Source organism: Rhizobium sp. R711 (genome assembly GCF_002211365.1).
GTDB lineage: Bacteria > Pseudomonadota > Alphaproteobacteria > Rhizobiales > Rhizobiaceae > Rhizobium.
On record NZ_LOKZ01000010.1, the window covers coordinates 1 to 18,707 of the forward strand.

The following is an 18,707-nucleotide window of genomic DNA, read 5'->3' on the forward strand; positions in this document are numbered from 1 at the left end:
ATACGCCACGCAAATGTCTTGGCTATCGAACGCCCGCAGAGGTCTTCCGCAAGAAACTGCTCGCCCAGATGCGGTATGCAGGTTAGCTTGACCAAGCCCGCAAGTCGCGGTTCAGCATGAACTCACAACCCAACTTCTCCGCCACAGAAGATCGGACAAGGTGGAAAGAGCTCGCTAATCTACACCCTTTCTTTGTGCGTAGACTGCCCTACAATCCCCTGGGACAGTCGGAGCCGTTGCCATGCGCGCCTTTCTCGCAGTTTTCATTCTGTGTGTCGCGTCCTTCGTTTTGCTCGCGACCGCTCGCGCCGAAGATCCGATCGACACGACGCGCACGATGATCGAGGCGCAGATCAAAGCGTTCCTGAACGACGACGTTGATACGGCCTATTCCTTTGCCGCACCCGGGATCAAGGCGATCTATCCAGACAAGAACGTCTTCTTCGCCATGGTCAAGAAGAGCTACGGGCCGGTCTATCACCCTGGCAACTATGCCTTCGGGCGCAGCCGCTCGATCGACAATGGCGCGATGATCTATCACGAGGTACTGATATCAGGCCGTGACGGCAAAGACTGGACCGCGATCTATCAGGTGGCCCGTCAACCTGACGGGAGCTACAAGATCAACGGCGTCCAGATCGTGCCGAATACCGCAAGCAAGGGCATCTGAGTGGCGGGCAGGCGGGATTCGCAGTGCACCGCCCCTCGCTAGTTGCCCTTAGATGGGCTCCAGGTCGCCCCTCCCCCATTCCTCCATGGTCTCGGCCATGAAATCGGCGAAGCGTCCCTCGGCTATCGCCTTGCGGATGCCCTGCATCAGTTCCTGATAATAGGCAAGATTATGCCAGGAAAGAAGCATCCCACCGAGCGCCTCATTGGCACGTACGAGGTGATGCAGGTAGGCACGCGAGTAGCCGCGCGAGGCTGGGCAGTTCGACTGTTCGTCGAGCGGCCGCATGTCCTCGGCGTGACGGGCGTTGCGGATGTTGACCTTACCTCGCCGGGTGAACGCAAGCCCGTGCCGGCCGGAGCGGGTCGGCATGACGCAGTCGAACATATCGATACCGCGAGCGACGGACTTCAGGATATCGTCAGGCGTACCGACGCCCATGAGGTATCGCGGTTTCTCCGTAGGAAGAACCGGCAGCGTCTCTTCAAGCATCTTCAGCATGACGTCTTGCGGCTCGCCGACAGCGAGACCGCCAACGGCATAGCCCTTGAGGTCGAGATCGGTCAGTGCTGCGGCTGACCGGATGCGCAGCGCGGGCACATCCCCGCCCTGCACAATGCCGAACATCGCCTTGCCCGGCTGATCGCCGAAGGCGACCTTGCATCGCTCCGCCCAGCGCAACGAAAGCTCCATGGCGCGCTCGATCTCGCGCGGTTCCGCCGGAAGTGCCACGCATTCGTCGAGCTGCATCTGAATGTCTGAATCGAGCAATCCCTGGATCTCGATCGAGCGCTCCGGAGACATGTGATGCAGGCTGCCGTCGACATGCGACTTGAAAGTCACGCCCTGTTCGTCGAGCTTGCGGAGGCCAGAGAGCGACATCACCTGGAACCCGCCGGAATCGGTCAGGATCGGATGCTCCCAGCGGATTAGCTTGTGCAGGCCGCCGAGGCGCGCAACACGTTCGGCCGTCGGGCGCAGCATGAGATGGTAGGTATTGCCGAGGATGATATCGGCGCCCGTTTCACGAACCTGGTCGAGATACATCGCCTTGACCGTGCCGACGGTACCAACGGGCATGAAGGCCGGCGTGCGGATCGTGCCGCGCGGCATCGAGACTTCGCCCAGCCGCGCACCGGCGTCTGTCTTCTTGAGAGTGAACTGAAAGTTCTCGGTCATTTAGTCTTTCCGGAAAAGAAGGCTGGAATCGCCATAAGAATAGAAGCGGTAGCCCGTCGAAATCGCGTGCTGGTAGGCTGCGTGCATCGTCTCGAAGCCCGCGAAGGCCGAAACGAGCATGAACAGTGTCGAGCGAGGCAAATGGAAGTTCGTCATGAGCATGTCAACCGCCTTGAAGCTGTAGCCCGGCGTGATGAAGATGCCGGTGGCACCGGCCCAGGCGCGAATCTCGCCGTTCTCCTGCGCGGCACTTTCGATCAGCCGCAATGAAGTCGTACCGACGCAGATGATGCGCCCGCCCCTCGCCTTGACGGCATTGAGGCTCGCCGCCGTCTCGGCGCTGACATAGCCGCTCTCGAGATGCATCTTGTGATCGTCGGTGTCGTCGGCCTTCACAGGCAGGAAGGTGCCCGCACCGACATGCAGCGTCACGAAATGCCGCCCGACACCCGCCTTGTCGATGGCTTCGAAAAGATCAGGCGTGAAGTGAAGCCCGGCCGTCGGGGCAGCGACGGCACCCTCCTCGCGGGCATAAATCGTCTGGTAGTCGGCGCGGTCGCGCTCGTCCTCAGCGCGTTTCGCGGCGATGTAGGGCGGTAGCGGAATATGGCCGACGGAATGGATGGCCTCGTCGAGCATCGGTCCGGAAAGATCGAAGGCAAGCGTGACTTCTCCGCCCTCGCCCTTTTCTTCGACCGTGCATTCAAGTTTCCCGAGAAGGCAGCTGCTACCGTCGTGGCCGAACGAGATACGATCGCCGATCTTGATGCGCTTGCCGGGCTTGGCGAAGGCCTTCCAGCGGCTTGCACCAACGCGCATGTGCAACGTCGCCGAAACCTGCTGACCACCGGCGCCTTCGCGATGACGGATACCCTCGAGCTGCGCCGGGATCACCTTGGTGTCGTTGAAGACAAGCGCGTCCCCTGCCCTCAGGAAATCAGGCAGATCGCTGACCCGATGGTCGGATAGCTGTACTTCGCCGGCTGGATCGACGACGAGCAGACGTGCGCTATCGCGCGGCTCGGCTGGCCGCAGTGCGATCCGTTCATCCGGCAGGTCGAAATCAAAGAGGTCTACGCGCATTACTCAAGTCCGGGCAAAGCGAAACCCGCCCCACGCTTTCGCGCAAGGGGCGGGTTTCAGCAGAAATCACAATCAGACGTCAGCGGCAACCCGCATCGAGACGATCGAGTCCGGATCGACAACCGGCTCGCCCTTCTTGATCTTGTCGACGTTGTCCATGCCTTCGATGACCTGGCCCCAGACGGAGTACTGCTTGTTCAGCCAGGGAGCATCCGTGAAGCAGATGAAGAACTGCGAGTTGGCCGAGTTCGGGTTCTGCGAGCGGGCCATCGAGCAGGTGCCGCGAACGTGGCTGACTGCCGAGAATTCAGCCTTGAGGTCAGGCTTTTCGGAACCGCCCATGCCGGCGCGGCTCGGGTTGAAGCTCTCGCCGCCCTTCTTGCCGAACTTCACGTCGCCGGTCTGCGCCATGAAATCGTTGATGACACGATGGAATACAACGTTGTCATAGGCCTTCTCGCGAGCGAGTTCCTTGATGCGGGCGACGTGTTCCGGTGCCACTTCCGGCAGCAGCTGGATGACAACCTTGCCCTTGGTGGTTTCCAGGATGATGGTGTTTTCGGGATCCTTGATCTCGGCCATTCTTCTTCTCCTACTTGTCTTGAAACTTACTTGCTTCCGACGGTGACCTTGATCATCCGGTCGGGATTGCTGACTTCGCCGTTCTGGCCTTCGCCGCGCTTGATCTTGTCGACATTCTCCATACCGGAGACGACCTTGCCGACGACCGTATACTGGCCATTGAGGAACGAGCCGTCAGCGAACATGATGAAGAACTGCGAATTCGCCGAGTTCGGATCCTGCGAGCGGGCCATGCCGACCGTTCCGCGAACAAAAGGCGTCTTCGAAAATTCTGCCGGCAGGTCAGGCAGGTCGGAGCCACCGGTTCCGGCACGGCTCGCATCGAAACCCTTTTCCATGTTGCCAAACTTCACGTCCCCGGTCTGCGCCATGAAGCCTTCGATAACGCGATGGAAGGCGACGTTGTCATACGCGCCCTTCTTGGCGAGCGCTTCGATCTGGGCAACATGCTTCGGTGCGACTTCGGGCATAAGCTGGATCACGACCGGACCGTCCTTCAGCTGGATCGTCAGCGTGTTGCCTGACTGTGCGAATGCGCTGCCGCCGAACGAGGCAAGGGAAAGCACGGCTGCAAAGGCGAGAGAGAAAAGTTTCATGTTGGCTCCGTTGCGGCGAGAAAATCGCCTAGGATTTGCGCTTGGATTGAAGGGCTTTCAAGACGGCAGCCGGCACAAAGGCGCTGACATCGCCTCCCATGGTAGCGATTTGCCGGACCAATGTGGCGGTTATGGGCCGTGAGGCCGTTCCGGCGGGCAGAAAGATCGTTTGAATGTCGGGCGCCATCTGGCGGTTCATCCCGGCCATCTGCATTTCATAGTCGAGATCGGTGCCGTCCCTGAGGCCGCGGATGAGAAGCGTCGCTCCATGGGAGCGCGCCGCGTCGACGACGAGATTGTCGAAGGCCACAACCGAGATATCGCCCGCCTTTTCAGGCAGCGCTTTCGCCAACGACCGACGAATGAGATCCGCCTTCTCGTCGAAGGAAAAGAGCGGCGTCTTGCCGGGATGGATGCCGATCGCGACAATAACCTTGGATGCAACGCTCAGTGCCTGGATAAGAACATCCAGATGTCCGTTGGTGATCGGGTCGAACGACCCCGGATAAAAAGCTGTCGTCATCTGGCCTAGCCGTTTGTTTCGACGACCTTTTGTCATGGATAAGGGCCGCCCGCAAGTCATTTACCCGTTCGCTGAACGGCTGATGAATGCGCCATTCAAGGCGGCTTCAGGCCGCATGTCTATAAAGGAGAGCGTCAACCGCCGATGTCATTCCGGCATCGGTCCCTCCCCGGAAAACGTTCATGCTGATCATCCTTGTTGCAATCGCTGTCATCGCTTCGCTGCTTGCCGAATTTCTCTACGGTTACGTGCGGGATATCCAGGATGCAAGCTGGGTTCGGCCAAGCGTCCGGGAACACCACGCAATCGTGCGTGCAGCAGGAAACGTGGGGTTTAAACCGATTAAGAATTCTGAACGCCAGATGAACGGTGTATTCAAAGTCGCTTCAGATCGGCCTTGGTAAACGACCGGTCAATACCCCTGGAACCATTTTCGCACGGATGCGTTCACTCAACCAGCGTAACGCGATACGCCGCACAAGGAAGAAAATATGCCCAATAAGATTACCATGATTAATGCTGTCTGGATGGTAATGATGACCGGTATGCTTGCAGCGACAGTCGCGCTCTACGATCACAAAGGAGATGCGTCCAAGGTATATGGCCCCTATGCGTCCGCTCGTACGGCGGTTATGAGCCAGTACTAAGGAACGTGAACGCAAAGCCCAGGAGGATTGCTCATGTTCACGATACTAACAGTGCTAACCGCCCTTATCAGCATCATGTTTGTCGTGTCCGTGGCATCCACTATCGCCGCCCTTCGCCATGAAAACGAAGAGGTAAAGAAGGTCGATGGAAAGCACAGTTGGTTCTAGCCGCTGCCGCTATTCTGGGAATTCGTTTTGACCACTCAAGGCCGGATGACCATGTCGTCCGGCCTTTCTCATGCCTGAAGATGATACTGGTAACTGTCGCTCAACGGCGCGAACCGACATTCTCTTGATCGTTGATGCGCCGAACCATGATGACATCATCGATTTCCCTGCTGTTATGGATGAAGCCGCCGGGAATGCGCCCGGCCTCGTGGAAACCTTCGCGTTCATAAAATCGTCTGGCGGCCGTGTTCTCGGCACTGACCGCGAGCTCCAGCTGCCGAATTCCGTTCTTACGCGCATAGGCTACGGTTGCCTCCAGTAGTTCCTTGGCGTGGCCTCCGGCCCTTTCGCTGCCACGCACATAGACCATGATTAGCGTCGCACGGTGCGCCATCTTGCTAGCACGTTGTCTGCTCAGCCCCATGATGCCAATCGGATCGCCGCGCTTGAAGGCCGCAAATACCGGCCCTTCAACCAATCGCTTGCGCCATTCGTCGTCTGACAGCGCCTCCCAGTCTTCGGCGCTGCTGGCAAAGGCTGCCGGTTCGGTTCGCAATGCCTCCAGCCGAATGGCTTTAAAGATTGCAACGTCATCAATACCGAGAATCCGGATCAATCTGGTCCTCCTTCGACTGCGCGCTATCCGCGCCTCAAACGTTCCGAGAAGCTCAAAAAAGAAAACCGGGCAGTTGCCCGGTTTTCAAGATCAAAACGTCAGAACATCAAGCTTCCGGATCGGGCGCGCCTTCCGGGGTCGCGACAATGTCGTCGCCATTCCCGGCAACGTCTTCTGCCTCTTCCTCCGGCTCGCTGATGCGCTCGACGGATACAACCTTCTCGTCCTTTGCCGTCGAGAAAATGGTGACGCCCTTCGTTGCACGGCTCGCGATGCGAATGCCGCCCACTGGAACGCGGATCAGTTGGCCGCCATCGGAAACCAGCATGATCTGGTCGCCGTCGTTGACCGGGAAAGCAGCGACGAGTTCGCCGATCTCCGCCGTCTTCGACGTATCTGTGGCGCGAATGCCCTTGCCGCCGCGGCCCGAAATCCGGAAATCGTAAGACGAGGAACGCTTGCCGAAGCCCTTTTCCGAAACCGTCAGGACATATTGCTCACGTGCCTTCAGTTCCTCATAGCGTTCGTCACTCAGCTGACCTTCCTCGGCGACTTCCTCGCCGACGAGCGAGATTTCCTCTGCGTCACCTGTCGTAAGGCGCCGCTCGCTTGCGGCCCGCTTCAGATAGGCAGCGCGCTCCCATGGGTCAGCGTTCACATGCCCGACGATCGTCATCGAGATAATGCGGTCGCCATCGCCGAGATTGATGCCGCGAACGCCGATCGAGTTACGGCCCGCAAAGACGCGGACATCGTCGACCGGGAAGCGGATGCACTGGCCGAGCGCTGTCGTCAGAAGTACATCGTCGTGCTCGGTGCAGGTCTCGACGGAGAGGATTTCATCGCCCTCCTCCTCGAGCTTCATCGCGATCTTGCCGTTGCGGTTGACCTGGACGAAGTCGGAAAGCTTATTGCGGCGAACCGTTCCGCGCGTCGTCGAGAACATTACGTCGAGCTTGTCCCAGCTATCCTCATCCTCCGGCAACGGCAGGATCGTCGTGATGCGTTCGCCGGGGTCCAGCGGCAGCATGTTGATGAGCGCCTTGCCGCGCGCGGTCGGTGTGCCAATTGGCAGGCGATAGACCTTTTCCTTGTAGACGATGCCGCGCGACGAGAAGAACAAAACCGGTGTATGCGTGTTGAGAACAAATAGCTGGCTAACAAAATCTTCGTCGCGCGTGGTCATGCCGGAGCGGCCCTTGCCGCCGCGGCGCTGGGCGCGATAGGTCGTCAGCGGTACGCGCTTGATGTAGCCGAGATGCGAGACGGTCACGACCATGTCTTCGCGGGCGATGAGATCCTCATCGTCCATCTCAAGGCCGCCATCCATGATCTCGGTGCGGCGCGGCGTGCCGAATTCATCGCGAACGGCGGCAAGCTCCTCCTTGACGATCGTCTGGATGCGGATACGTGACGACAGGATTTCAAGATAATCCTTAATCTCTTCGCCTATCTTGTTGAGTTCGTCGCCGATTTCGTCACGGCCGAGAGCGGTCAGGCGGGCCAGACGCAGTTCGAGGATGGCGCGCGCCTGCTCTTCCGAGAGGTTATACGTCAGGTCCTCGTTGATGCGGTGACGCGGGTCGTCGATCAGGCGGATCAGGCTTTCGACGTCGGATGCCGGCCAGCGGCGCGTCATCAGTTCTTCACGGGCAGACTGCGGATCTGGCGCCTGGCGGATAACGCGGATGACTTCGTCGATATTCGCAACAGCAATCGCGAGGCCAACCAAGACGTGAGCGCGTTCGCGCGCCTTGCGCAGCAGGAATTTCGTTCTCCGGCTAACGACTTCCTCGCGGAAGGAGACGAAGGCACGCAGCATGTCGAGCAGCGTCAACTGTTCCGGCTTGCCGCCATTCAGTGCCACTATGTTGCAGCCAAAGGAGGTCTGCAGCGGCGTGTAGCGATAAAGCTGGTTCAGGATGACGTCGGCATTGGCGTCGCGCTTCAATTCAACGACGACACGATAGCCCTGGCGGTCAGATTCATCGCGCAGGTCGGAGATGCCTTCGATACGCTTGTCGCGTACCAGTTCGGCCATCTTTTCGATCATCGTCGACTTGTTCACCTGATACGGGATCTCGGTGATGATGATCTGTTCGCGATCGCCGCGCATCGGCTCGATGGTGGCGACACCGCGCATGATCACGGAGCCACGACCTGTCTCGTAGGCCGAGCGAATGCCGGCGCGACCAAGGATCTTGGCGCCGGTCGGGAAGTCCGGGCCCGGTATGATCTGCATGATGTCAGGCAGCTCGATCGCCGGATTGTCGATCAGCGCAATGCAGCCGTCGATGACTTCGGACAGATTGTGCGGCGGGATGTTGGTCGCCATACCGACGGCAATGCCGCCTGCCCCGTTCACCAGCAGGTTTGGGAACTTGGCGGGAACGACGACAGGCTCGGAGAGTGTGCCGTCATAGTTGTCGCGGAAGTCAACCGTTTCCTTGTCGAGATCGTCGAGCAGCGAATGCGCGGCCTTCTGCAGGCGGCACTCGGTGTAGCGTTCGGCCGCCGGCGGATCACCGTCGACGGAGCCGAAGTTGCCCTGGCCGTCGATCAGCGGCAGTCGGAGCGACCACTCTTGTGCCATACGCGCCAGCGCGTCGTAGATCGCCGCATTGCCGTGCGGATGGTATTTACCCATCACATCCCCGGTAACGCGGGCGCATTTGACGTATTTCTTGTTCCAGTCGATGCCGAGTTCGGACATGCCGTAAAGGATGCGCCGGTGCACGGGCTTCAGGCCGTCGCGCACATCAGGCAGCGCGCGGCTGACGATAACGCTCATCGCGTAATCGAGGTACGACCGCTGCATTTCCTCCATGATGGAGATGGGCTCGATGCCTGGCGGGAGCTTCCCGCCGCCGGGGGGTGTTTGCTCAGTCAAAACAGATCACGATCTCTTCTAGAATCACTTGAAGATTTATAGCGGAAAGCCTGTTCCTACGCTAATTTTGGCAGGGGTTTTGAACAGACTTTTGCGGTCTTATGAGGGCAACGGGAGCCTCGGTGGCGGTTATTTACACCACCCGGATAACACCATTTGCCAAATTGATCGCTCCGCATCACAATCGCCCAAAAACCAAGTGTTTATATGGGCTCACGGAGAGACAATGGCAAGCGTCGACCAACTGATCAACGCCTTCACGACGCTGCTTGTCACGATCGATCCGCCTGGTCTTGCTCCGCTCTTTCTTGGGCTCACGACCGGTATGAGCCGCAGCCAGAGAAAACAGGTGGCGCTACGCGGCTCGATTATCGCCTTTGTCATTCTTGCCGCCTTCGCCCTGTTCGGAGCCAGTGTGCTCGGCGTGCTCGGAATTTCGATCGGCGCCTTCCGCATAGCCGGCGGTCTTCTATTATTCTGGATCGCCTTTGAAATGGTATTCGAGAAGCGGCAGGACCGTAAGGAGAAGACGAGCACGGCCGCGATCACCGTCGATCACATCCATAATATCTCGGTCTTTCCGTTGGCGATCCCTCTGATCGCCGGTCCAGGCGCCATTTCGGCGACGATCCTGATTGCTGGGTCGATGCAGGCTTCGCTTGAGCGGGCGCAATTGATCATTGTCATCGCATTGAGCCTGCTGCTGCTGTTTCTCTCGCTGCTCATCGCCGAAAGACTCGATCGCTTCCTTGGCGTAACAGGGCGCGCAATTCTGACGCGCCTTCTCGGCGTCATCCTGGCAGCGCTCGCCACGCAGTTCGTTGTCGACGGTTTGAAGTCTGCCCTCGTCACGATGCCGGTTGGCTAAATCAAAAAGCCGGTTGCCTGCAATGGCTTCCGTCGCGGTAAGCGCGGGATCTCCAAGCCCCTGAGCTTGAAAAGCAAACGGCACACCTCGCGGCGCGCCGTCCAATTCATGTACGGAGGATAGTCTGCGATCAGAACGGGATGTCGTCATCGAGATCGCGCGAGAAGTTTCCACCGCTACCACCGCTGCTGCGGCCAGATGATTGCGAGGGCGCACCGTAGTCGTCGCCGTAGCCGCCGCCGCCACCGAAATCGCCACCGCCGGCATTGCTGCCGCGACCGCCGCCAAAGCTGGAGCCTCCGCCCTCTCCGCGACCGTCGAGCATCGTCAGCGTCGAGCCGAAGCCCTGCAGAACGACTTCCGTCGAATAGCGGTCCTGGCCGTTCTGATCCTGCCACTTGCGGGTCTGCAGCGCACCTTCGATGTAGAGCTTAGCGCCCTTCTTCACATACTGTTCGACGACCTTGCAGAGGCCTTCGTTGAAGACCACGACCGTATGCCATTCCGTCTTCTCGCGGCGTTCACCGGAGTTGCGGTCACGCCAGGTCTCGGACGTCGCGATGCGGAGATTGGCGATCGGCCGGCCATCCTGGGTTCGCCGGATTTCGGGGTCGGCGCCCACGTTCCCGATCAGAATTACCTTGTTTACGCTGCCAGCCATACTTTCACCTTACCTGCCGCCCTGCCCGGCGGCGCTTGAACCAATCGGTCCACCTTAAACCATAGAGCGCCGGCGATGCGTGTCCATCGCCGGTTCATCCACAAGGAATTTTGTTCTTTATTTGTTCTAGTTTATCCCTATGATCCTGTCAACCGAATCGAAAACCTTTGCAGCAGACGGACATTCAGCCTCGACTCGCCAGCCGGCATCACTAAATAAGGGGCTTGTTCCAGCACAGAAGCAGAAGACGATGAGCGAACTGAAGACGATTTCTATCCGCGGCGCGCGCGAGCACAATTTGAAGGGCATCGATCTCGATCTGCCTCGAAATAAACTCATCGTCATGACCGGCCTTTCAGGGTCCGGCAAATCGTCGCTTGCCTTCGACACGATCTATGCCGAAGGGCAGCGGCGCTATGTCGAAAGCCTTTCGGCCTATGCGCGCCAGTTCCTTGAAATGATGCAGAAGCCCGACGTCGACCAGATCGACGGCCTGTCACCTGCGATTTCGATCGAGCAGAAAACGACCTCGCGCAACCCGCGCTCGACGGTCGGCACGGTGACCGAGATCTACGACTACATGCGCCTGCTCTTTGCCCGCGTTGGCGTGCCTTATTCGCCGGCGACGGGCCTGCCGATCGAGAGCCAGACGGTCAGCCAGATGGTCGATCGCGTACTGGAGTTCGGAGATGGCACCCGTCTCTACATTCTCGCGCCGCTCGTGCGTGGACGTAAAGGCGAGTACAAGAAGGAACTGGCGGACCTGATGAAAAAGGGCTTCCAGCGCGTCAAGGTTGACGGTCAGTTCTACGAGATCGCCGACGTGCCGGCTCTCGATAAGAAATACAAGCACGACATCGACGTCGTGGTCGACCGCATTGTCGTGCGGCCGGACATGGCTTCGCGCCTTGCCGACAGCTTCGAGACCTCGCTCAAGCTTGCCGACGGCCTGGCGGTTGCGGAATTCGCTGACAAGCCGCTGCCGCCGGAAGAAACTGCCGCCGGCGGCTCTGCCAACAAATCGCTCAACGAAACGCACGAACGCGTTCTCTTTTCGGAAAAGTTCGCCTGCCCGGTGTCGGGCTTCACCATTCCCGAGATCGAGCCGCGACTTTTTTCGTTCAACAATCCAGCCGGCGCCTGCCCGACCTGCGACGGCCTCGGCGCCCAGCAGAAGATTGACGCCAACTTGATCGTGCCAGAGCCTGAGCGCACGCTGCGCGATGGCGCCATTGCACCTTGGGCAAAGTCGACTTCTCCTTATTACAACCAGACACTTGAAGCCCTCGGCAAGCACTACGGCTTCAAGCTCGGCGCCCGTTGGAACGACCTGTCGGAACAGGCCAAGGACGTGATCCTGAATGGCACCGACGAGAAGATCGAGTTCCATTATGCCGATGGTGCGCGGTCCTACACGACGCACAAGAATTTCGAAGGCATCATCACCAACCTCGAGCGCCGCTGGAAGGAGACGGATTCCGCCTGGGCGCGCGAGGAAATCGAGCGCTATATGTCGGCCGCCCCCTGCCCGTCTTGCGGCGGCTATCGCCTGAAGCCGGAGGCACTGGCCGTCAAGATCAACACGCTGCATATCGGCCAGGTGACCGATATGTCGATCCGCGTCGCCCGTGACTGGTTCGAGGTCCTGCCGCAATCACTGAGCGCCAAGCAGAACGAGATTGCTGTTCGCATTCTCAAGGAGATCCGCGACCGCCTGCGCTTCCTCAATGACGTCGGCCTGGACTACCTCAGTCTGTCGCGAAACTCCGGCACCCTGTCGGGCGGCGAGAGTCAGCGTATCCGGTTGGCGTCGCAGATCGGTTCCGGTCTGACCGGTGTGTTGTATGTCCTCGACGAGCCGTCGATCGGCCTGCACCAGCGCGATAACGCTCGCCTGCTCGATACGCTGAAGCACCTTCGCGATATCGGCAACACGGTGATTGTGGTCGAGCATGACGAGGACGCGATCTTGACGGCCGATGACGTCGTCGACATCGGTCCGGCGGCCGGCATCCATGGTGGCCAAGTGATTGCCCACGGCACACCACGGGAAATCATGGCAAACCCGAAGTCGCTGACCGGAAAATATTTGTCCGGCGAGCTGGGTGTCCCGGTTCCTGACGAGCGGCGCAAGCCAAAGAAGGGCAAGGAGATCAAGGTCGTCGGTGCCCGCGGTAACAATCTGAAGAACGTCACTGCCTCCATCCCGCTTGGCGTCTTTACGGCGGTCACTGGCGTATCAGGCGGCGGAAAGTCCACGTTCCTGATCGAGACGCTGTATAAATCGGCCGCCCGGCGCGTCATGGGAGCGCGCGAAATTCCCGCCGATCACGACCGCATCGACGGTTTCGAGCATATCGACAAGGTCATCGATATTGATCAGTCGCCGATCGGTCGTACGCCGCGTTCCAACCCGGCGACCTATACCGGCGCATTCACTCCGATCCGCGACTGGTTCGCCGGTCTGCCGGAAGCGAAGGCGCGCGGCTACCAACCGGGACGCTTCTCGTTCAACGTCAAGGGAGGACGCTGCGAGGCCTGCCAAGGCGACGGCGTCATCAAGATCGAGATGCACTTCCTGCCTGATGTCTACGTCACCTGCGACGTCTGCCATGGCAAGCGCTATAACAGGGAGACGCTGGACGTTACATTCAAGCACAAGTCGATTGCCGACGTGCTCGACATGACCGTCGAGGAAGGCGTTGACTTCTTCGCTGCCGTCCCGGCTGTGCGTGACAAGCTGCAGGCGTTGAAAGATGTCGGCCTCGGCTACATCAAGGTCGGACAGCAGGCGAATACGCTGTCGGGTGGCGAGGCGCAGCGCGTCAAGCTGGCAAAGGAATTGTCCAAACGATCGACCGGCCGGACGCTCTATATCTTGGACGAGCCGACGACCGGCCTGCATTTCCACGACGTCGCCAAGCTCTTGGAAATGCTGCAGGAGCTGGTCAATCAGGGCAATTCGGTCGTCGTCATCGAGCACAATCTCGAGGTTATCAAGACCGCGGACTGGATTCTCGATTTCGGTCCGGAAGGCGGTGATGGCGGCGGCGAGATTGTCGCGGTCGGTACGCCGGAGACGATCGTCAAGGAGAAGCGGTCCTATACCGGGCAGTTCCTGAAGGAATTGCTTGAGAGGCGCCCTGCTCGAAAAGCCGTGGCGGCAGCCGAGTGATGCTGAGAGCGGCGTCGCCCGATGATCTGCAGGCGGTCGAAGCGCTGACCACTAAAGCCTATGCCCCATACACGCGTCTCCTTGGACGCCCGCCGATCCCTGTAACCGAGGACTACGCGCCGCGCATTGGTCGCGGCGAGGTCTGGTTGCGGGAGGTGCATGGCGAGCTTGCCGGTTTAGCCGTCGTTGAACGGCATCCTGATCATGTGATGCTCGTCAGCATTGCTGTTTCCCCGAGATTCCAGGGCAGTGGTCACGGCCTCGCAATTCTGAGATGGGTGGAGGAGATTGCGCGTGAATGGAGGCTTCCGGAAGTTCGTCTCTATACCAACGCGCGCATGGAACGGAATATTGCGCTCTATCGAGCGTTTGGCTTTCAGGAAACAGGTCGTCGCGAAAATCCGCATAGGCCAGGATGGGTGATCGTCGACATGGCAAAGCCGGTCAGCGGCCAGATATAATCAGAGGAGGAAGAAATGGCGAAATCCGGCAACATTCGCGTCGGCATCGGCGGTTGGACCTTCGAGGCATGGCGGGATCATTTCTACCCTGGAGATCTGAAGCAGAAGGACGAACTGCATTATGCAAGCCGGAAACTGAAGGTCATTGAGATCAACGGCACCTATTACAGCTCGCAGAAGCCGGAAACCTTCGCCAAATGGGCGGCGGATGTGCCGGATGGATTTATCTTTTCACTCAAGGCCAGTCGCTTTGTCACCAATCGCCGCGTGTTGGCCGAGGCTGGCGAGTCGATGGAGCGTTTTCTCACCCAGGGTCTGACGGAGCTCGGTCCGCACCTGGGACCAATCCTTTGGCAGTTCGCGCCGACGAAGAAGTTCGATCCGGATGACTTCGAGGGCTTCCTCAAGTTGCTGCCCGACAAGCAGGATAGCTTGTCTCTTAAACACGTCGTCGAGGTGCGTCACGACTCGTTCAAGGTGCCGGAATTCATAGCATTGCTTGCGAAATACGGCGTTGCGCCAGTTTGCGCCGAGCATTTCGACTACCCGATGATCGCCGATGTGACGACCGATTTCGTGTATGCGCGTCTCCAGAAGGGCTCGGATGAGATCAAGACCTGTTATACGCCGGGCGATTTGAAGGCCTGGGCCGCGCGCCTCGAAACCTGGGCGGATGGCAAGGTTCCCGGCGATCTGCCTCTGATCGATGGCGATCGCAAGGTTGCCACCGAGCCGCGGGACATCTTTGCCTTCATGATTCACGAAGGCAAAGTCAATGCGCCCTTCGGGGCCATGGCACTACAAGAAGCGGTGTCGCGATAGGCCTGCCGTCAGAGCGGACGTACCTGCGTCGCCAGTTCCTCCGCCGTTAGCCCTTTGCCTGCCCGCGTCCCGGCCTCTCCATGCATGTAGACGCCGGCAGAAGCCGCCTCGAAAGCAGGTGCACCCTGGGCCATCAGTGCTCCGATGATCCCCGCCAAGACATCTCCGGAGCCTGCGGTAGCAAGCCAAGCCGGTGCGTTGGTGTTGACGTAGGCTCTACCGTCGGGTGCGGCGATGACGGTATCAGCGCCTTTGTAGACGATCGCGGCGTTTGCCCGCGCCGCTGCAGCCCGCGCCTTTTCGATCTTTCCCATGGCTGCGTCGGCGGCAATATCGGGAAACAGTCGGCCAAACTCGCCTTCGTGTGGCGTAAGCACGAGCCGCGGTTTGCCGGAAAACTGGGAGAACAGCTCGTCGGGGGCATTTTTGAACGAGGAAAGCCCATCGGCATCCAGCACCAGATGTCGCTCGGAAAGTGCGGCAACGAATTGACGTGCCTTTTCTCCGACACCGAAGCCAGGGCCAATAACGAACGTCTGCAGCCGCTCGTCATGCAGCCAATCGCGGAGAGCGGCCTCGTCGTCGATCGGATGCAGCATAATCGCCGTGAGATGAGCCGCATTCTCTCCGACGGCGTCCTCGGGCGCTGCGATTGTTACAAGCCCTGCCCCGGCCTTGAGTCCCGCCATAGCAGACATCCGCGCGGCGCCGGTCTTGCTCGCTTCGCCGGAAAAGACGACGAGGTGTCCACGCTTATATTTGTGTGTCTCAAGTCCGCCTGACGGCAGCGCCTGGCGCCAAAGTTCGGGCCGGTTCTCGGCGATCTGCTGTTTCTTCTCGGCGCGGATGATGCGCCCGGGTATGCCGATATCGAAGACTTCCAATTCGCCACAGAGTTCCCGCCCCGGCATCAAGAGATGGCCGGGCTTCCGCGTCATGAAAGTGACGGTCCGAATTGCGACAAATGCCGCCCCTCTGACTGTTCCGGTGCGACCATCGATGCCGGATGGCAGGTCGACGGCAATCACCGGCACAGAAGTCCCGTTTACCTGTTCGATCACATCTCGAACACTGGCCGGAACATCGCGGGCAAGGCCAGCCCCAAAGAGGGCGTCGATTACCACATCGCCGCTCCGAGGCTGATAGGACTCAAGTGGCTGCGTGGCCGTTGGGAAATTGTCCCTGGCCCGGGCGGCATCTCCCTTGAGCCTCGCCGGTTCCCCCATCTGGAATACGTCTACGGTAACGCCGCTGTCAGCCAGGTGGCGCGCGGCAACATAGCCGTCGCCGCCGTTGTTGCCAGGCCCGCAAAGAACGGCGGCGCGACGGACGGCAGGAAAATCACGCAACAGAGCAGCTGCGACTGCGGCGCCCGCTCGCTCCATAAGGGCATAGCTGTCGATACCGGACGCGGCGGCAGCCGCATCGACTGCGGTCATTTCTTCCGGAGTGAGGAGCAGCTTGGAAATTTCCTCGGTCATCGCCGCATTCAAACAGAAATCGCCTAAATAACAACCGGTTCGTTGATTGTCGAAAAGGGCAACAAATAGGCAAATGCATAAAAAGAAGGCTGCGCGTGCGTTTCGTTGGGGATTATTAGTGCGGGCAAATATTTCTGAAAATGACCCAGATTTGCGTCTGCAGCATCGATTTTTGAAAAATCTTAGCCGAAAATCCAGGATAATTCCCAAGATTGTGGGCTTTTGCGTGCGATCGGGCTCGATTTTCGAAAAATCCGCTTCCCAACTGGCACGATAACTGCATCATGACGGCAAGCAGGTTTGAGCCTGCGATTAACGGGAGAAGCGGAGAGTCATTTTCTCATGAAAAAGATCGAAGCGATCATCAAACCCTTCAAGCTCGACGAAGTGAAGGAAGCCCTTCAGGAAGTCGGTTTGCAGGGCATTACAGTTACGGAAGCGAAGGGCTTCGGTCGCCAGAAAGGCCATACGGAACTTTACCGTGGCGCGGAATATGTCGTCGATTTCCTGCCGAAGGTGAAGGTGGAGGTCGTCCTCGCGGACGAAAACGCGGAAGCCGTGATCGAGGCAATCCGCAAGGCCGCCCAAACCGGTCGTATCGGCGACGGCAAGATTTTCGTCTCGAATGTGGAAGAAGTTATCCGCATTCGTACCGGCGAAACCGGTATCGACGCGATCTAATCTTTATCGCCTTCCGGCGAGCCAAAGTATCGTCATCTCAAATAAAGGAACTATTTAATGGCGACCGCAAGCGAAATTCTTAAGCAAATCAAGGAAAACGATGTAAAGTTCGTGGACCTGCGCTTCACCGATCCGAAGGGCAAACTGCAGCACGTCACCATGGACGTCGTCTGTGTCGATGAGGACATGTTCGCTGATGGCGTCATGTTCGATGGCTCCTCGATCGCTGGCTGGAAGGCCATCAACGAATCCGACATGGTGCTGATGCCGGACCCGGAAACGGTTCACATGGACCCGTTCTTCGCACAGTCCACCATGGTTATTCTCTGCGATATTCTCGATCCGGTTTCCGGCGAAGCTTACAACCGCGATCCGCGTGGTACTGCCAAGAAGGCTGAGGCTTACCTGAAGGCCTCGGGCATCGGCGACACGGTCTTCGTTGGTCCGGAAGCTGAATTCTTCGTCTTCGACGACGTGCGCTACAAGGCTGACCCGTATAACACCGGCTTCAAGCTCGACTCCACCGAACTGCCGTCGAACGACGACACCGAATATGAAACCGGCAACCTCGGTCACCGTCCGCGCGTCAAGGGTGGTTACTTCCCGGTTCCGCCGATTGACAGCTGCCAGGACATGCGTTCGGAAATGCTGACGGTTCTGTCCGAAATGGGTGTCGTCGTCGAAAAGCACCACCACGAAGTGGCGGCTGCCCAGCACGAACTCGGCATCAAGTTCGACACGCTCGTCCGCAACGCCGACAAGATGCAGATCTACAAGTACGTCGTGCACCAAGTCGCGAACGCCTATGGCAAGACGGCAACCTTCATGCCGAAGCCGATCTTCGGCGACAACGGCTCGGGCATGCACGTCCATCAGTCGATCTGGAAGGGCGGCAAGCCGACCTTCGCCGGCGATGAGTACGCGGGTCTCTCCGAAACCTGCCTCTACTACATCGGCGGTATCATCAAGCACGCCAAGGCGCTGAACGCCTTCACCAACCCGTCGACGAACTCCTACAAGCGTCTCGTCCCGGGCTACGAAGCACCGGTTCTGCTCGCCTACTCGGCGCGCAACCGCTCGGCATCGTGCCGCATTCCGTTCGGCACCAACCCGAAGGCCAAGCGCGTCGAAGTTCGCTTCCCGGATCCGATGGCAAACCCCTACCTCGCCTTCGCCGCCATGCTGATGGCAGGCCTCGATGGCATCAAGAACAAGATCCATCCCGGCAAGGCCATGGACAAGGATCTCTACGATCTGCCGCCGAAGGAACTGAAGAAGATCCCGACGGTGTGCGGCTCGCTGCGCGAAGCGCTGGAAAGCCTCGACAAGGACCGCAAGTTCCTGACCGCCGGCGGCGTGTTCGACGACGACCAGATCGACAGCTTCATCGAGCTCAAGATGGCAGAGGTCATGCGCTTTGACATGACGCCACATCCGGTCGAGTACGATATGTACTATTCGGCTTGATCATCAAGAAACGAAGCCCCGGCTTGGCCGGGGCTTCGCCTACCGCTGTCATGGCTGCCAAGGGCGGATATGACACTCATGTGACGAGATCCCGCACAAATCTTGATTTGAGTGGGGCCAATCACCAAATCAGGTGA

At 59.1% G+C, this 18,707-nt stretch carries 18 protein-coding genes; 9 read left to right on the plus strand and 9 right to left on the minus strand.

The annotated features are described in order from the left end of the window. Positions 1-241 precede the first annotated feature (241 nt). Positions 242-670 carry a DUF4864 domain-containing protein gene (locus ATY80_RS12430; RefSeq protein WP_088692729.1) on the plus strand — a complete coding sequence of 143 codons (429 nt, stop codon included), beginning with the start codon at positions 242-244 and terminating at the stop codon, positions 668-670. A 48-nt stretch (positions 671-718) separates the two neighbouring features. Here the strand turns inward: ATY80_RS12430 and tgt are convergent, their stop codons facing one another. The 5 genes from tgt to coaD all read right to left on the minus strand — a co-directional run bounded on the left by tgt (position 719) and on the right by coaD (position 4,633). Continuing rightward, the gene (tgt, locus tag ATY80_RS12435; protein ID WP_088692730.1) at positions 719-1,849 is read right to left on the minus strand and encodes a tRNA guanosine(34) transglycosylase Tgt; all 1,131 of its coding nucleotides are present in this window, start codon (positions 1,847-1,849) and stop codon (positions 719-721) included. Beyond that, positions 1,850-2,932, minus strand: coding sequence for a tRNA preQ1(34) S-adenosylmethionine ribosyltransferase-isomerase QueA (gene queA / locus ATY80_RS12440; RefSeq protein ID WP_088692731.1), 1,083 nt, complete (start codon positions 2,930-2,932; stop codon positions 1,850-1,852). A 72-nt stretch (positions 2,933-3,004) separates the two neighbouring features. Continuing rightward, on the minus strand, positions 3,005-3,514 hold the full coding sequence (locus tag ATY80_RS12445; protein ID WP_018855049.1) for a peptidylprolyl isomerase: 510 nt from the start codon (positions 3,512-3,514) through the stop codon (positions 3,005-3,007). A gap of 26 nt (positions 3,515-3,540) precedes the next feature. Continuing rightward, positions 3,541-4,110 (minus strand): peptidylprolyl isomerase, encoded by a 570-nt coding sequence (locus tag ATY80_RS12450; RefSeq protein WP_088692732.1) that lies wholly within the window; start codon positions 4,108-4,110, stop codon positions 3,541-3,543. 28 nt (positions 4,111-4,138) lie between these two features. After that, positions 4,139-4,633, minus strand: coding sequence for a pantetheine-phosphate adenylyltransferase (coaD, locus tag ATY80_RS12455; protein WP_088692733.1), 495 nt, complete (start codon positions 4,631-4,633; stop codon positions 4,139-4,141). Positions 4,634-4,815: 182 nt separating this feature from the next. Between coaD and ATY80_RS12460 the strand changes: the two genes are divergently transcribed. Beyond that, positions 4,816-5,037, plus strand: a complete 222-nt coding sequence (locus ATY80_RS12460; protein WP_088692734.1) for a hypothetical protein — start codon at positions 4,816-4,818, stop codon at positions 5,035-5,037. Between the two features lie 276 nt (positions 5,038-5,313). Next, positions 5,314-5,448 carry a hypothetical protein gene (locus ATY80_RS30010; RefSeq protein WP_280950678.1) on the plus strand — a complete coding sequence of 45 codons (135 nt, stop codon included), beginning with the start codon at positions 5,314-5,316 and terminating at the stop codon, positions 5,446-5,448. 100 nt (positions 5,449-5,548) lie between these two features. On the opposite strand, the gene ATY80_RS12465 is transcribed toward ATY80_RS30010, so the two are convergent. Then, positions 5,549-6,064, minus strand: coding sequence for a GNAT family N-acetyltransferase (locus ATY80_RS12465; RefSeq protein ID WP_088692735.1), 516 nt, complete (start codon positions 6,062-6,064; stop codon positions 5,549-5,551). Between the two features lie 106 nt (positions 6,065-6,170). Then, positions 6,171-8,954, minus strand: a complete 2,784-nt coding sequence (gene gyrA, locus ATY80_RS12470; RefSeq protein ID WP_088692736.1) for a DNA gyrase subunit A — start codon at positions 8,952-8,954, stop codon at positions 6,171-6,173. Between the two features lie 226 nt (positions 8,955-9,180). Between gyrA and ATY80_RS12475 the strand changes: the two genes are divergently transcribed. After that, complete coding sequence (locus tag ATY80_RS12475) at positions 9,181-9,822, plus strand: MarC family protein (RefSeq protein ID WP_088692737.1); 642 nt, start codon at positions 9,181-9,183, stop codon at positions 9,820-9,822. Positions 9,823-9,952: 130 nt separating this feature from the next. On the opposite strand, the gene ATY80_RS12480 is transcribed toward ATY80_RS12475, so the two are convergent. Then, positions 9,953-10,483 (minus strand): single-stranded DNA-binding protein, encoded by a 531-nt coding sequence (locus ATY80_RS12480; protein ID WP_088692738.1) that lies wholly within the window; start codon positions 10,481-10,483, stop codon positions 9,953-9,955. A gap of 250 nt (positions 10,484-10,733) precedes the next feature. Between ATY80_RS12480 and uvrA the strand changes: the two genes are divergently transcribed. From uvrA to ATY80_RS12495, 3 genes are read left to right on the plus strand one after another with little or no spacing between them, the layout of a single operon-like run. Continuing rightward, positions 10,734-13,658 (plus strand): excinuclease ABC subunit UvrA, encoded by a 2,925-nt coding sequence (gene uvrA / locus ATY80_RS12485; protein WP_088692822.1) that lies wholly within the window; start codon positions 10,734-10,736, stop codon positions 13,656-13,658. Then, positions 13,655-14,119, plus strand: a complete 465-nt coding sequence (locus ATY80_RS12490) for a GNAT family N-acetyltransferase (protein WP_088692739.1) — start codon at positions 13,655-13,657, stop codon at positions 14,117-14,119. Before uvrA ends, ATY80_RS12490 begins: the two co-directional genes overlap by 4 nt. 15 nt (positions 14,120-14,134) lie before the next feature. After that, positions 14,135-14,941 (plus strand): DUF72 domain-containing protein, encoded by an 807-nt coding sequence (locus ATY80_RS12495; protein WP_088692740.1) that lies wholly within the window; start codon positions 14,135-14,137, stop codon positions 14,939-14,941. Between the two features lie 8 nt (positions 14,942-14,949). On the opposite strand, the gene ATY80_RS12500 is transcribed toward ATY80_RS12495, so the two are convergent. Further along, entirely contained in the window at positions 14,950-16,422 is a 1,473-nt protein-coding gene (locus tag ATY80_RS12500) for an NAD(P)H-hydrate dehydratase (protein WP_088692741.1), read from the minus strand. Positions 16,423-16,764: 342 nt separating this feature from the next. On the opposite strand from ATY80_RS12500, the gene ATY80_RS12505 reads away from it, so the two are divergent. After that, a complete protein-coding gene (locus tag ATY80_RS12505; protein ID WP_015339877.1) occupies positions 16,765-17,103 on the plus strand; it encodes a P-II family nitrogen regulator in 339 nt (112 codons plus the stop codon). A gap of 57 nt (positions 17,104-17,160) precedes the next feature. Beyond that, entirely contained in the window at positions 17,161-18,570 is a 1,410-nt protein-coding gene (gene glnA / locus ATY80_RS12510) for a type I glutamate--ammonia ligase (protein WP_088692742.1), read from the plus strand. Positions 18,571-18,707: the final 137 nt, after the last annotated feature.

Bases quoted from the DNA above. Each gene is read 5' to 3' on its own strand.
- ATY80_RS12430 (WP_088692729.1), top strand. From the start codon at position 242: ATGCGCGCCTTTCTCGCAGTTTTCATTCTGTGTGTCGCGTCCTTCGTT.
- tgt (WP_088692730.1), bottom strand. From the start codon at position 1,849: ATGACCGAGAACTTTCAGTTCACTCTCAAGAAGACAGACGCCGGTGCG.
- queA (WP_088692731.1), bottom strand. From the start codon at position 2,932: ATGCGCGTAGACCTCTTTGATTTCGACCTGCCGGATGAACGGATCGCA.
- ATY80_RS12445 (WP_018855049.1), bottom strand. From the start codon at position 3,514: ATGGCCGAGATCAAGGATCCCGAAAACACCATCATCCTGGAAACCACC.
- ATY80_RS12450 (WP_088692732.1), bottom strand. From the start codon at position 4,110: ATGAAACTTTTCTCTCTCGCCTTTGCAGCCGTGCTTTCCCTTGCCTCG.
- coaD (WP_088692733.1), bottom strand. From the start codon at position 4,633: ATGACGACAGCTTTTTATCCGGGGTCGTTCGACCCGATCACCAACGGA.
- ATY80_RS12460 (WP_088692734.1), top strand. From the start codon at position 4,816: ATGCTGATCATCCTTGTTGCAATCGCTGTCATCGCTTCGCTGCTTGCC.
- ATY80_RS30010 (WP_280950678.1), top strand. From the start codon at position 5,314: ATGTTCACGATACTAACAGTGCTAACCGCCCTTATCAGCATCATGTTT.
- ATY80_RS12475 (WP_088692737.1), top strand. From the start codon at position 9,181: ATGGCAAGCGTCGACCAACTGATCAACGCCTTCACGACGCTGCTTGTC.
- ATY80_RS12480 (WP_088692738.1), bottom strand. From the start codon at position 10,483: ATGGCTGGCAGCGTAAACAAGGTAATTCTGATCGGGAACGTGGGCGCC.
- uvrA (WP_088692822.1), top strand. From the start codon at position 10,734: ATGAGCGAACTGAAGACGATTTCTATCCGCGGCGCGCGCGAGCACAAT.
- ATY80_RS12495 (WP_088692740.1), top strand. From the start codon at position 14,135: ATGGCGAAATCCGGCAACATTCGCGTCGGCATCGGCGGTTGGACCTTC.
- ATY80_RS12500 (WP_088692741.1), bottom strand. From the start codon at position 16,422: ATGACCGAGGAAATTTCCAAGCTGCTCCTCACTCCGGAAGAAATGACC.
- ATY80_RS12505 (WP_015339877.1), top strand. From the start codon at position 16,765: ATGAAAAAGATCGAAGCGATCATCAAACCCTTCAAGCTCGACGAAGTG.
- glnA (WP_088692742.1), top strand. From the start codon at position 17,161: ATGGCGACCGCAAGCGAAATTCTTAAGCAAATCAAGGAAAACGATGTA.